At 35.4% G+C, this 13,320-nt stretch carries 14 protein-coding genes and 1 riboswitch; of the genes, 9 read left to right on the plus strand and 5 right to left on the minus strand.

Annotated elements, in window-relative coordinates:
* From A6J68_RS04535 to A6J68_RS04550, 3 genes are all read right to left on the minus strand, one after another.
* On the minus strand, positions 1–558 hold the full coding sequence (locus A6J68_RS04535; protein ID WP_000167485.1) for an ECF transporter S component: 558 nt from the start codon (positions 556–558) through the stop codon (positions 1–3).
* Positions 555–1,538 carry a nucleoside hydrolase gene (locus A6J68_RS04540; RefSeq protein WP_001031103.1) on the minus strand — a complete coding sequence of 328 codons (984 nt, stop codon included), beginning with the start codon at positions 1,536–1,538 and terminating at the stop codon, positions 555–557. The genes A6J68_RS04535 and A6J68_RS04540 overlap by 4 nt, the downstream gene beginning before the upstream one ends.
* A 143-nt stretch (positions 1,539–1,681) precedes the next feature.
* Positions 1,682–1,726: riboswitch (PreQ1 riboswitch) on the minus strand.
* Positions 1,727–1,783: 57 nt separating this feature from the next.
* On the minus strand, positions 1,784–2,197 hold the full coding sequence (locus A6J68_RS04550) for an OsmC family protein (RefSeq protein ID WP_000965178.1): 414 nt from the start codon (positions 2,195–2,197) through the stop codon (positions 1,784–1,786).
* Positions 2,198–2,350: 153 nt separating this feature from the next.
* Here A6J68_RS04550 and rapZ point away from each other — a divergent pair, with 153 nt between their 5' ends.
* The 5 genes from rapZ (at position 2,351) to A6J68_RS04575 (ending at position 8,194) form a co-directional block, all read left to right on the plus strand.
* The gene (gene rapZ / locus A6J68_RS04555) at positions 2,351–3,241 is read left to right on the plus strand and encodes an RNase adapter RapZ (protein ID WP_001278845.1); all 891 of its coding nucleotides are present in this window, start codon (positions 2,351–2,353) and stop codon (positions 3,239–3,241) included.
* Positions 3,238–4,212 (plus strand): YvcK family protein, encoded by a 975-nt coding sequence (locus A6J68_RS04560; protein WP_001231102.1) that lies wholly within the window; start codon positions 3,238–3,240, stop codon positions 4,210–4,212. The genes rapZ and A6J68_RS04560 overlap by 4 nt, the downstream gene beginning before the upstream one ends.
* Entirely contained in the window at positions 4,209–5,120 is a 912-nt protein-coding gene (gene whiA / locus A6J68_RS04565) for a DNA-binding protein WhiA (RefSeq protein WP_000011316.1), read from the plus strand. The genes A6J68_RS04560 and whiA overlap by 4 nt, the downstream gene beginning before the upstream one ends.
* Before the next feature lie 14 nt (positions 5,121–5,134).
* Entirely contained in the window at positions 5,135–6,532 is a 1,398-nt protein-coding gene (locus A6J68_RS04570; protein WP_000752455.1) for a C69 family dipeptidase, read from the plus strand.
* Positions 6,533–6,673: 141 nt separating this feature from the next.
* Complete coding sequence (locus tag A6J68_RS04575) at positions 6,674–8,194, plus strand: zinc ABC transporter substrate-binding protein AdcA (protein ID WP_070469306.1); 1,521 nt, start codon at positions 6,674–6,676, stop codon at positions 8,192–8,194.
* Positions 8,195–8,306: 112 nt separating this feature from the next.
* On the opposite strand, the gene A6J68_RS04580 is transcribed toward A6J68_RS04575, so the two are convergent.
* Together A6J68_RS04580 and A6J68_RS04585 are read right to left on the minus strand one after the other, a co-directional pair.
* Positions 8,307–8,567 carry a type B 50S ribosomal protein L31 gene (locus A6J68_RS04580; RefSeq protein ID WP_000710757.1) on the minus strand — a complete coding sequence of 87 codons (261 nt, stop codon included), beginning with the start codon at positions 8,565–8,567 and terminating at the stop codon, positions 8,307–8,309.
* 108 nt (positions 8,568–8,675) lie between these two features.
* Positions 8,676–9,611: a DHH family phosphoesterase gene (locus tag A6J68_RS04585; protein ID WP_000583233.1), complete on the minus strand. Its 936-nt coding sequence runs from the start codon at positions 9,609–9,611 to the stop codon at positions 8,676–8,678.
* Positions 9,612–9,876: 265 nt separating this feature from the next.
* Between A6J68_RS04585 and add the strand changes: the two genes are divergently transcribed.
* From add to A6J68_RS04605, 4 genes are all read left to right on the plus strand, one after another.
* Entirely contained in the window at positions 9,877–10,899 is a 1,023-nt protein-coding gene (gene add, locus A6J68_RS04590) for an adenosine deaminase (protein WP_000189636.1), read from the plus strand.
* 58 nt (positions 10,900–10,957) lie between these two features.
* The gene (locus tag A6J68_RS04595) at positions 10,958–11,401 is read left to right on the plus strand and encodes a flavodoxin (protein ID WP_001162136.1); all 444 of its coding nucleotides are present in this window, start codon (positions 10,958–10,960) and stop codon (positions 11,399–11,401) included.
* 76 nt (positions 11,402–11,477) lie between these two features.
* Positions 11,478–11,753, plus strand: a complete 276-nt coding sequence (locus A6J68_RS04600; protein WP_000418127.1) for a chorismate mutase — start codon at positions 11,478–11,480, stop codon at positions 11,751–11,753.
* Positions 11,746–12,942 carry a voltage-gated chloride channel family protein gene (locus A6J68_RS04605; RefSeq protein WP_000595706.1) on the plus strand — a complete coding sequence of 399 codons (1,197 nt, stop codon included), beginning with the start codon at positions 11,746–11,748 and terminating at the stop codon, positions 12,940–12,942. The genes A6J68_RS04600 and A6J68_RS04605 overlap by 8 nt, the downstream gene beginning before the upstream one ends.
* The last annotated feature ends 378 nt before the right edge of the window (positions 12,943–13,320 follow it).

Raw genomic sequence — 13,320 nt, forward strand, 5'->3', positions numbered from 1 at the left:
TTAGAATCGTTGGTTAATTAAATTGGGACTATGTTTTTTTAACAATGTGATTGTCGAAAAGACAAGGATAAGACTGATTAGTCGATCAATATAATCTGTTCCAACTTGAACAAGTATCAAACTACTTGTCATGTCTAATCCAATTCCATGTAAGAATTGTGCTATAATACTTGAGCCACTAGAGGTAATTCCTTTAAAAAGGATAACTGTTATAACTGAAGCAATAATAGTTCCTGGTAAAGAAATAATCAGTGATTTCCACAATAGGCTAGAGGGTTTACAATTCCTTTTAATCAAGATACCAGTAATGATAGCAACTACGATGGCGACTGGTGAATAATAAAGTGAAAAAATATCAGTAGTCATCCAATTGATGAGTGCACTGAGAAAAGCAGTGCTGGCAGCGTACCATGGTCCCAGGATAACTGCTATTAGCAATGTACCTATAGTATCTAGATAGATAGGTAGGCGTAAAAATAGAGCTAAATTAGCCCCAATAAGGTTGATGGCGATAGCGATTGAGATAAATGAAATTAAACGAGCAGGTGATTTTGTCATTTGTTAAGTCCTAACATTTCTAAGTCTTCAATGATGACTGAATTTTGTGCATGTAATAGGACGGTCATAAAATCATTCCAAAATAAATTAGTATTGACTGAGGTTAAAATCTTACTGTTAGCATCTTTTTTATAAAAATGATACTGATCTACAATTGTTTGTCCCATGGCGATTCCGTGACAAGCAACATCGGTATAGCTATCAAAACCAGTAGCGATATTTTCATTAACAAAGTAAGCAATAGCTAAAGGATCATTTATCACACATCCAATAATATGCTCATATTGCCAGTGAAAATCGAAGTAGAACTTTGTGATTTTTTGGATAAAAGTTGATACGTCTGGATTAATACGCTCCATATAAGATAAATGATTGGGGGTTAATACAATATGACGTGTGATGTCTAGTCCAACCATCTCTATTTTTTTGTCAAGGTTTTCAAATACATATTGTGCAGCATGGGGATCATACCAATAGTTGTATTCAGCAACTGGAGAACAATTGCCATGTGATTTAAAATTTCCTCCCATGCTAACAAATCGCTTGCAATGTTTGCCTAATTTGGGATTAGTTTGTAAGGCTCGAGCGATATTGGTCAGAGGTCCGAGAGCTATAATAGAAGTATCATTTTTGTGTTCAAAATAGTTTGCTAAAAAACAATCTGCTGATTCTTCTTGAAAGATAATTGGTTGCGCCAATGTAAAGTTATTCTCTCCAAGGCCATCCATTCCATGAGTATCTTGAGCAGATACAAATTCACGTTGTAAAGGCAAGTTATTACCAACATAAACTGAAATGTCGCGACGATTTAGTAATTCAAGCGTTACAAAGGTATTCTTTAGTCCTAGCTCAACAGGCGAATTGCCTGCTGTTATAGTAATAGCAACAACTTCTAACTTAGGATGCTGAATAGCATACATCAGTGCTAAGGTATCATCAATACCGGGATCGCAATCGATAATAATTTTTTCTTTGTTCATTTGTCTCCTTTCTTTTAATATTAGTGAATGTTCTATGCTTTTATGAAACTATTAACAATAGTCATGGCAATAAAAAAGATCTTGGCAGTTACCAAGATCACACGAAAAAATGAATTTAGTTTTCTAAATTCAATCATATTTTCAGTCACTTAGTTTTTTATTCTGGGAAGTTTTCGAACCAGTCCGAGAAATCCTCGATTATGCACGTGTTTTATTATAATATGAAAGCACTAACTTGTAAAGATTCAAACTGACCATTTAACAGTGTCTAGATTGATTGTTTTAGCATTTGAAATTAATTTTGAAATCGGACATCTGCTGTGTGCTTTGTTAACGATTAGCTTACTATCAGATAATGACAGTTTTTCAATACTAGCAACAGCGTTAACTTGGAAATAAAATCCCTTACCTACTTGCTTTTCCTTCATGAGCTGGCAATTAACATCAACACGAGATTTTAGGTCTTTGAATCCTTTTTGTTCTAAAATAGCTTTTATAGTTGCATTTAAACATGTTGACCATGCTAAAGCAATTAATTCTTCAGGATTAAATCCTGGTAAATGATTTAAAGGGTGATTGGTCTCCACAATTTTTCCATTGGAGAGATAAACTTTTCCATCAACGCCTTGAGTGTTTGATGAGGTTACTTCATAAAGCATAATAAACTCCTTTGGGTCTAGTTTACCAAATTTGGGAGCATTCCGACAAGATTTTACTATTTAGAATGAGTTTCTTTTCCTCTGAAGTAAAATCCTAATTGCTAGCCATTTGTGGTATAATGGCATAAAACATAAGAGAAAGAGGTAATCGTAATGTCAGACGAACAAATCAAACTTGTGATTGTAACAGGTATGAGTGGGGCAGGAAAGACAGTGGCTATTCAGTCATTTGAAGATTTAGGATATTTTACAATAGATAATATGCCGCCTACTCTAGTGCCTAAGTTTTTAGAATTAGCAGCACAATCAGGAGATACAAGCAAGATTGCTATGGTAGTTGACATGCGTAGTCGTCTTTTCTTTAGAGAAATTAACTCTATTTTGGATAGCCTTGAAATTAATGATAATATTAACTTTAAGATTCTATTTTTAGATGCTACTGACACCGAGCTAGTGTCACGATATAAAGAGACACGTCGTAGCCACCCTCTTGCTGCCGACGGCAGAGTGTTAGATGGTATTTCTCTAGAGAGAGAACTATTAGCACCGCTTAAAAGTATGAGTCAGAACGTTGTGGACACTAGTGAATTAACACCAAGACAACTACGTAAGGTCATTTCTGAAGAATTCTCAAATCAAGATAGTCAAAGTTCTTTTCGTATTGAAGTTATGAGTTTTGGGTTTAAATATGGTATACCTTTGGATGCGGATTTAGTATTCGATGTGCGTTTTTTACCAAATCCATACTATAAACCAGAATTAAGAGATAAGACAGGTTTAGATACTGAGGTTTATGACTATGTCATGAGTTTTGATGAATCAGACGATTTTTATGACCATCTTCTTGCCTTAATAAAGCCAATCTTACCAGGCTATCAAAAAGAAGGGAAATCTGTTTTGACTGTGGCAATCGGATGTACAGGTGGGCAACATCGTAGCACCGCTTTTGCTCATAGATTATCAGAAGATTTAAAAGCAGATTGGACAGTGAATGAAAGCCATCGTGATAAAAATAAGCGTAAGGAGACGGTGAATCGTTCATGAGAAAACCTAAAATAACCGTTATTGGCGGAGGAACGGGAATTCCAGTTATTTTGAAAAGTCTTCGCTTAGAAGATGTTGAGATTACAGCGGTTGTCACGGTGGCAGATGATGGTGGTTCGTCAGGTGAGTTGCGCTCAGTTATGCAACTAACACCGCCAGGAGATTTAAGAAATGTTTTGGTTGCCTTGAGTGATATGCCGAAGTTTTACGAACAAATTTTCCAATATCGTTTTGCAGAAGGTGATGGGGATTTTGCAGGTCATCCTTTAGGAAATCTTATTATTGCTGGTGTTGCTGAAATGCAAGGTTCAACTTATAACGCTATGCAGAGTTTAACACAGTTCTTTCATACAACAGGAAAGATATATCCATCTAGTGAACATCCGCTCACTCTGCATGCTGTTTTTAAAGATGGCCATGAAGTGGTTGGAGAGAGTCAAATAGCCGATTATAAAGGCATGATTGACCATGTGTATGTCACTAATACTTATAATGAAGAGACTCCTACGGCCAGCCGCAAAGTTGTTGATGCAATTTTAGAAAGTGATATGATTGTGTTGGGTCCAGGGTCACTTTTCACCTCTATTTTACCTAACCTAGTTATTCCAGAGATTAAACAAGCTCTTTTAGAAACTCGGGCAGAGGTAGCTTATGTATGCAATATTATGACACAACGTGGTGAAACTGAGCATTTTACAGACGCAGACCACGTTGAAGTATTGAAACGTCATTTAGGACAAGATGCTATCGATACAGTTTTGGTTAATATTGAAAAAGTGCCAGAGTCTTATATGGAAAACAATCATTTTGATGAGTATTTGGTACAGGTTGAACATGATTTTTCAGGGCTTAGAAAACATGCCAGACGTGTCATCTCGTCTAACTTTTTAAAATTAGAAAAAGGTGGAGCCTTCCATCATGGTGACTTCGTTGTTGAGGAACTAATGAATTTAGTAGGAACACATTTATGAGTTTTACAGTAAAAGTCAAAGAAGAGTTGCTAGGTCATAAGAGTGAAAATAAGATGGAACTGTCAGCTATTATCAAAATGTCAGGTAGTTTAGGATTAGCTAACCACGGCCTCAACCTTTCTATTACCACAGAAAATGCTAAAATTGCTCGTCATATTTATAGCATGTTAGAAGAACATTATCATTTGCAGCCAGAAATCAAATACCATCAAAAAACGAACTTACGAAAGAATCGTGTGTATACTGTTTTTATTGAAGAAAAAGTTGATGTTATTCTTGCTGATTTGAAGTTGGCTGATGCTTTTTTTGGTATTGAAACTGGTATTGAACACTCTATATTGGACAATGATGAAAATGGAAGAGCTTATCTCAGGGGAGCATTCTTATCAACGGGTACTGTTAGAGAACCTGATTCTGGAAAATATCAACTAGAAATTTTTTCTGTTTATCTAGACCATGCACAAGACTTAGCTAATCTTATGAAAAAATTTATGTTAGATGCAAAGGTTATTGAACATAAACATGGAGCAGTAACTTATTTGCAAAAAGCAGAAGATATTATGGATTTCTTGATAGTCATTGATGCCATGGAAGCTAGAGATGCTTTTGAAGAGATTAAAATGATACGTGAGACACGTAATGATATTAACCGTGCTAACAACGTTGAAACAGCTAATATTGCTAGAACAATCACAGCTAGTATGAAGACTATCAATAATATTATCAAGATTATGGATACTATTGGTTTTGATGCACTGCCTAGTGATTTAAGACAAGTAGCTCAGGTGCGTGTGGCTCATCCAGATTACTCTATTCAACAAATAGCAGACAGTTTAGAAACGCCTCTGAGTAAGAGTGGCGTTAACCATCGCTTACGGAAAATAAATAAAATTGCAGATGAATTATAGAAGGAGATATTAGCATGGCTTGTACAACAATATTGGTTGGTAAAAAGGCTTCTTATGATGGTTCGACTATGATCGCTAGAACGGAAGACTCTGTTAATGGCGATTTCACACCCAAAAAATTAAAGGTAATGACATCTAAAGATCAACCGCGTCATTACAAATCAGTTTTATCAAATTTTGAAGTAGATTTACCAGATAACCCACTTCCTTATACTTCAGTACCGGACGCATTGGGAAAAGATGGTATATGGGGTGAAGCCGGTATTAACAGTAAAAATGTAGCGATGAGTGCTACAGAAACTATTACAACGAATTCCCGCGTTTTGGGTGCAGATCCTTTGGTTTCAGATGGTATAGGGGAAGAGGATATACTCACTTTAGTGCTTCCCTATATTCAGTCAGCGCGAGAAGGTGTGGAGCGTTTAGGTGCTATTTTGGAAAAATATGGAACCTATGAATCAAATGGTATTGCTTTTTCAGATACCGAAGAAATATGGTGGTTAGAAACAATTGGTGGGCATCATTGGATTGCTCGTCGCGTACCTGATGATGTTTATGTTACTAATCCTAACCAACTAGGAATTGATCATTTTGAATTTAATAACTGTGATGACTACATGTGCTCTAGTGATTTGAAAGAGTTTATCGAACAATACCATTTAGATTTGACCTATTCTAATGAGCATTTCAATCCTCGATATGCTTTTGGTAGCCAACGTGATAAAGATCGTCATTACAACACACCAAGAAGTTGGGCAATGCAGCGTTTTTTAAATCCTGAAATTGAACAGGATCCACGTAGTTTGTTTATTCCCTGGTGTCAAAAGCCTTACCGAAAAATTACTGTTGAGGATATTAAATATGTGTTGAGTGATCATTATCAAGACAGTGTGTATGACCCATATGGACCAGAAGGGGATGCGGTAAGTAGGAGAGCTTTTCGTTCAGTTGGTATCAACCGAACTAGTCAAACGTCTATTCTACAATTGCGACCAAATAAATCACTTGAAACGACAGGTGTTCAATGGTTATCTTATGGCTCTATGCCATTTGCAACCATGGTGCCGTTGTTTACACAAGTTGAGACTGTACCAGACTATTTTTCGAATACAACCAAGGATGCTTCAACAGATAATTTTTATTGGACCAATCGTTTAATTGCAGCTCTAGCAGATCCACACTTTTATCAACATGAAGCTGATATTGAAAGCTATATCGAGAGAACGATGGCCCAAGGACATGCACATATTAATGGTATTGATAGAGAAGTTGCTGAGAATAAAGAGATTGATTTTCAACAGAAAAATCAAGAAATGAGTGACTATATTCAAAAAGAAAGCCAAGAATTGTTAAATCGTATTCTATTTGATGCAAGTAATTTAATGACAAATCGCTTTTCAATGGGAGATTAAAAAACTCGGAATATTTTCCGGGTTTTTTAAGATAAAAACGCTTGCATAAGTATATAAAACTTGCAAAAAAAAAATATCGTGCTATACTTTACTAGTAAAATATTAACCGGTAAATAACGGGTTAAATAAAAAGGAGAAAAAATGAGAAAGAAATTTCTTTTATTGATAAGCTTTGTAGCTATGTTTGCAGCTTGGCAACTTGTTCAAGTTAAACAAGTTTGGGCTGATAGTAAACTTAAAGTGGTAACAACTTTTTACCCAGTTTATGAGTTTACAAAAAATATCGTTGGTGATAAAGCTGATGTATCTATGTTAATTAAAGCAGGTACAGAGCCGCATGATTTTGAACCATCAACTAAAAACATCGCTGCCATCCAAGATTCAAATGCTTTTGTTTACATGGATGATAACATGGAAACTTGGGCTCCAAAAGTAGCTAAGTCAGTTAAATCCAAAAAAGTAACAACTATTAAAGGTACTGGCGATATGTTACTTACTAAAGGCGTCGAAGAAGAAGGTGAAGAACATGAAGGACATGGTCATGAAGGGCATCATCATGAACTTGACCCACACGTATGGTTGTCTCCAGAACGTGCGATTTCTGTTGTAGAAAACATCCGTAATAAATTTGTCAAAGCTTATCCAAAAGATGCAGCTTCATTTAATAAAAATGCAGATGCTTACATTGCAAAATTAAAAGAGCTTGACAAAGAATACAAAAATGGTTTGTCAAATGCTAAACAAAAGAGTTTTGTGACTCAACACGCAGCGTTTGGTTACATGGCGCTTGATTACGGTTTAAATCAAGTTCCAATTGCTGGTCTTACTCCAGATGCAGAACCTTCATCAAAACGTTTAGGCGAATTAGCTAAATACATCAAGAAATATAACATCAACTACATTTATTTTGAAGAAAATGCTTCAAATAAAGTTGCTAAAACTTTAGCAGATGAAGTTGGCGTGAAAACAGCTGTGCTTAGTCCACTTGAAGGACTTTCTAAAAAAGAAATGGCAGCTGGCGAAGATTACTTCTCAGTTATGAGACGTAATTTGAAAGTTCTTAAAAAGACAACAGATGTTGCAGGTAAAGAAGTAGCTCCTGAAGAAGATAAAACTAAAACAGTTGAAACAGGTTACTTTAAAACTAAAGATGTTAAAGACCGTAAATTGACAGATTACTCTGGTAATTGGCAATCAGTATATCCTCTTCTTCAAGATGGAACACTTGATCCAGTTTGGGATTACAAAGCTAAATCTAAAAAAGATATGACTGCTGCAGAGTACAAAAAATATTATACAGCAGGTTACAAGACTGACGTAGAATCAATCAAGATTGATGGTAAAAAACACCAAATGACCTTTGTACGTAATGGTAAATCACAAACATTTACATACAAATATGCAGGTTACAAAATCTTAACTTATAAAAAAGGTAATCGTGGAGTACGTTATCTCTTTGAAGCTAAGGAAAAAGATGCTGGTCAATTCAAATATATCCAATTTAGTGACCATGGTATTAAACCGAATAAAGCTGAACACTTCCATATCTTCTGGGGTTCAGAAAGCCAAGAAAAATTATTTGAGGAAATGGAAAACTGGCCAACATACTTCCCAGCTAAAATGTCTGGACGTGAAGTTGCCCAAGACCTTATGTCTCATTAATATTTAAAAGATGATATCGGATACGATATCATCTTTTTTTCTTCGTACGTGATAGGCTCAAACATAGAAAAAAGCACTTCTATTAGAAGTGCTTTTAAAATTAATGCTATGCTTATTGAGCAGCGTTTGCGTCTTTGAGACCATATTTTTTGTTGAAACGGTCCACACGTCCATCTGCTTGAGTGAATTTTTGACGTCCTGTATAGAATGGGTGTGAATCTGATGAGATTTCCACACGGATAAGTGGGTAAGTTTCACCTTCGAATTCTACTGTTTCTTTAGTTGATTTAGTTGAACCACTAAGGAATTTGTAACCTGTAGTTGTATCTAAGAAAACAACTGGACGATAATCTGGATGGATGTCTTTTTTCATCTTTAAAAATTTCCTTTCTGCCATAACTCGTCTGAGTCATAGTTATTAACCACTCTATTCTATCAAATAAGAATAGCCTTGACAAGTGTTTTGATAAAAAAAGTAAAATTATAAAGAAAGTACTTCCTGGATTTCTTGGTAAATAGCTTGATTCTCTTCCAAACTATAAGAATTAGCTCCACTGGCTAAAGGATGGCCGCCTCCATTATGACGTTTAGCTATTTCATTAATGATGTGTGACTTACTACGTAGGCGCACACGATAATGCCCATCGCTTTGTTCAACGAAAATTGCCCAACTTTCTACAATATCAATTTTTCCAGGTATACCAACGATTGCAGCAGTCTCTGCATCTGTTACATCAAAGCGTTTTAAGTCTTCTTGTGTTAAAGTAACGCATGCAGCGCCGTTCTTGTCAATTTCAAGTTGCTCAAAAATAAAGCCTTGTAATTTTGCAATTTTGAAAGGAAAGGAATCCATTTGACGTGCCATTGCAGAAAAATCAAAGTCAAATTCACGAAGTTTGCTAGCAATCTTCAGTGTTTTACTTGTGGTAGCAGGATATAAAAAGCGTCCTGTATCTCCTACAATACCATTATATAGAACTCTTGCTGCACTTGTTGATAACAACAAATCACAAGAAAGAGCAAAGTCTGTCACAATTTCACTTGCACTAGAGGCGTTAGTATCTACATAAGAGAGGTCTCCATAGACTTCATCGTTTGGATGATGGTCAATTTTAATTAAAAAGTCACCTTTTTTATAACGTTCATCATCAATGCGAGGGGTATTTGCTGTATCTGTAACAATAACAAGAGCGCCTTGATAGTCTTGGTCGGTCACTTGATCCATTTTAGCAATCCAAGCGAGTGTGGGTTCGTCAAAACCAGTAGCAAGTACTTTTTTCTTTGGGAAATTATGCCTGATGATATCCCTTAAGCCGATTTGGCTACCAAGAGCATCAGGGTCTGGTCTCATATGTCGATGGATAATGATGGTGTCGTACTCTTTGATTTTATCAAGAATTTGTTGAAAAATAATCATTTTTTACCTACCTAACTGTTTTGTCTTTTAGTGAAGAACAAGGCTATATTGTTGACTATATTATAGCTTAAATCTTTTATTGAGGAAAGAAATTAAGATAGCGGCCGCAATGTTTGTTTATTTTTATATGATGGTATGTTATTTTTTTATAAAATTCGGATACTGCTAACTAACAATCTTTTTTATGATAATATTTTGTAAATGTATTGCTTTTTAGCTAACTTTTGTTAATATAGTAAAAATGCTTTTTAATAGGAGATAAATTATGACACAAGCAGTATTAAAAGAATTGGCTAAGGCGGAGTTGCATTGTCATCTAGATGGCTCACTTTCTTTACCAGCTATTAGAAAATTGGCTAATATGGCTGATATAATACTGCCAAATAGTGATAAAGAATTAAGAAAATATGTTATAGCTCCAGCTCAAACAGAAAGCTTGGTAGATTACCTTAAAACGTTTGAGTTTATCAGACCGCTTCTTCAAACGAAGGAAGCATTACGTTTTGCTGCTTATGATGTTGCTAGACAGGCAGCTTTAGAAAATGTTATTTATATTGAAATTCGTTTTGCGCCAGAACTCTCTATGGATAAAGGTTTAACCGCAAGTGATACAGTCTTTGCAGTCTTAGAAGGTTTAGCAGATGCTCAGAAAGAATTTAATATCGTTGCACGCGCCCTTGTCTGCGGTATGCGCCAATCGTCTCATAAAACGACCAAGGAAATTATTAAACACATTGTTGATTTGGCTCCCAAAGGCCTGGTAGGTTTTGATTTTGCAGGTGATGAATTTTCCTATCCAACAGATAGTTTAGTAGATCTTATTCAGGAAGTAAAACGCTCAGGTTACCCGATGACTTTACATGCAGGTGAGTGTGGTTGTGCTAAGCATATTGCGGATAGTTTAAATTTAGGGATTAAGCGTATGGGACATGTGACAGCTTTAACAGGACAGAGGGCTTTAATAAAGCGATTTGTCGAAGAAGATGCTGTAGCAGAGATGTGTTTAACTAGCAATTTACAAACGAAAGCAGCCTCAAGTATTCAAAGTTTTCCTTATCAAGAACTTTATGATGCTGGAGGTAAGATTACAATTAATACAGATAATCGTACTGTTTCCGATACAAATTTGACGAAAGAATATAGTCTTTTCGTAACTTATTTTGGAACGAAAATAGAAGACTTTCTTGTTTTTAATCAAAACGCTGTGAAGGCCTCCTTTACAAGTGATTCAGAGAAAGATACTTTACTACATAAGCTACAAGAAAACTATGACAGCTATCTAAAATAACCTTCACGATTCTTTAAAAATATGATAGAATAGTGGTAATTTACAAGTGGAGGAAGATATGGCTTTAGCAAAGATTGTTTATGCTAGCATGACCGGAAATACTGAAGAAATTGCTGACATTGTTGCTGATAAATTACGTGACTTGGGTCTAGATGTTGAAGTAGAAGAGTGTACGATGGTTGATGCTGCAGATTTTGAAGATGCTGACATTGCAATTGTTGCCACTTATACATATGGTGATGGAGATTTACCAGATGAAATCGTGGACTTTTATGAAGATTTAGCAGAAGTTGATTTATCTGGTAAAGTTTACGGCGTAGTGGGTTCAGGTGATACTTTCTATGATTACTTCTGCAAATCTGTTGATGAGTTCGAGGCTCAATTCGCATTAACAGGAGCACAAAAAGGTGCTGATTGTGTTAAAGTTGATTTAGCGGCAGAAGACGAAGACATTGAAAACTTAGAAGCTTTTGCTGAAGAAATTGCTTCTAAACTTAACTAAGCTACCAAAAAGACGAACACGAGTCGTCTTTTTAACTTTTTTACCATCTTTTGTAACTAGAATATGAGATATAGATATGGAATTAGAAGAGATTCGTCAAGAAATAGATGAAATAGATCAGCAATTGGTAAGCCTTTTAGAAACTAGAATGGGTCTAATTTTAGAGGTCATAGCATTTAAAAAGAAACACCGACTTCCAGTTTTAGATAATAATCGTGAAAACGAAGTGCTTAACAATGTATTGAAGAAAGTCCAAAATCATCAATTTGACGATGTGATACGAGCAACTTTCAAAGACATTATGACAGAATCTCGTGTTTATCAAAAGGAGAATATTGTAGACGGTGATTAAACGATTTGATAATTATGCTCAGTACGTACTTGTTTTAGGGTTTAGCTTACTAATCGGTGGTGTGGTTGGGGCTATTACAGCAGTCTTTGGACGTGTTCTATTATTCCTGACAGCCTTTAGAAGTGATTATATAGCTTACCTACTCCCTTTTCTTAGCATTGTTGGTTTATTTATAGTTTTTGTCTATCAAAAATTTGGGGGTAAGAGTGTTAAAGGGATGGGATTGGTATTTGAAGTAGGTCATGGTAATGAGGAGACTATTCCGAAACGTCTTGTTCCTCTCGTGATATTAACAACTTGGTTAACCCACTTATTTGGTGGTAGTGCAGGTCGTGAGGGGGTTGCTGTACAGATTGGGGCTACCGTTTCACACTACTTTCAAAAATATTGCCGTTTACAAAACGCTTCTCAACTTTTCCTAGTAATGGGAATGGCAGCAGGTTTTGCTGGTTTATTTCAGACTCCTTTAGCTGCTACTTTTTTTGCGATCGAAGTTTTGGTAGTAGGTCGTTTAATGGTTTCGTATATATTACCAAGTTTAATTGCTGCTCTGACAGCAAATTTCGTCTCACATTCTTTAGGTTTAGAAAAATTTTCTCATAGTATAGCAACATCAATGGCGTTAACACCAGATATTATTCTAAAATTATTGGTTTTAGGACTATGTTTTGGTCTGTGTGGCAATTTATTTGCTTATTTATTGGCTAAAGCTAAATTAATTGCTTCTAGTAGGTTACTAAACCCATATAAACGGATTTTCACACTTGGATTGTTAGCTACTTTTTTATTGTTTATCTTCCATTTTGGACGATATTCAGGACTGGGAACAAATCTAATTGAGGCTAGCTTCACTAATAAGAATCTTTATGATTATGATTGGTTGTTAAAATTGTGTTTGACAGTTATTACTTTGGCTGCAGGTTATCAGGGAGGAGAAGTAACTCCCTTATTTGCAATAGGAGCAAGTTTAGGAGTGATTATTGCGCCCATTTTAGGTTTGCCAGTTATTTTAGTTGCTGCTTTAGGCTATACTAGCGTTTTTGGGAGTGCAACGAATACTCTGTTAGGTCCTATCTTAATAGGTGGCGAAGTCTTTGGCTTTGCCAACACTCCTTATTTTGTTATTGTATGTCTTGTTGCTTACTCCATATCACATGCTCATACGATTTATGGTGCTCAATCTAGATAGTTAGTGATGAGTTTTAAAAGAGTTTATCAGTTTATAGAACGGAATATTCCGTTCTCTTTTTTATTCTCTTAAAGTTTATAAAAATGAAGTTTGTAAATTTTATGAATGCAAAAATTATGTGGCTAATATAATTTTCTTCAAAGAAATTGATTTTATGATTGTCATTAAAATACTGTAAAATCCAATTGAATGTGTAAGAACTTAGGTTAGGATAATGTCTACAAGCATTTAAGTCGCGATGGTGAAATGCATTAGAAGATAAAAAGTTGATGTGGATTTCAACTTTATGGGAAAGAGTCAGGTGACACGAAAGCTAATATAGAAAACGTAGTTTAAAAAATCATATAATATTAAATGAATTAAACTCTCAAAAATCAG

This window comes from Streptococcus sp. 'group B' (genome assembly GCF_002073795.1).
GTDB classification, from domain to species: domain Bacteria; phylum Bacillota; class Bacilli; order Lactobacillales; family Streptococcaceae; genus Streptococcus; species Streptococcus agalactiae.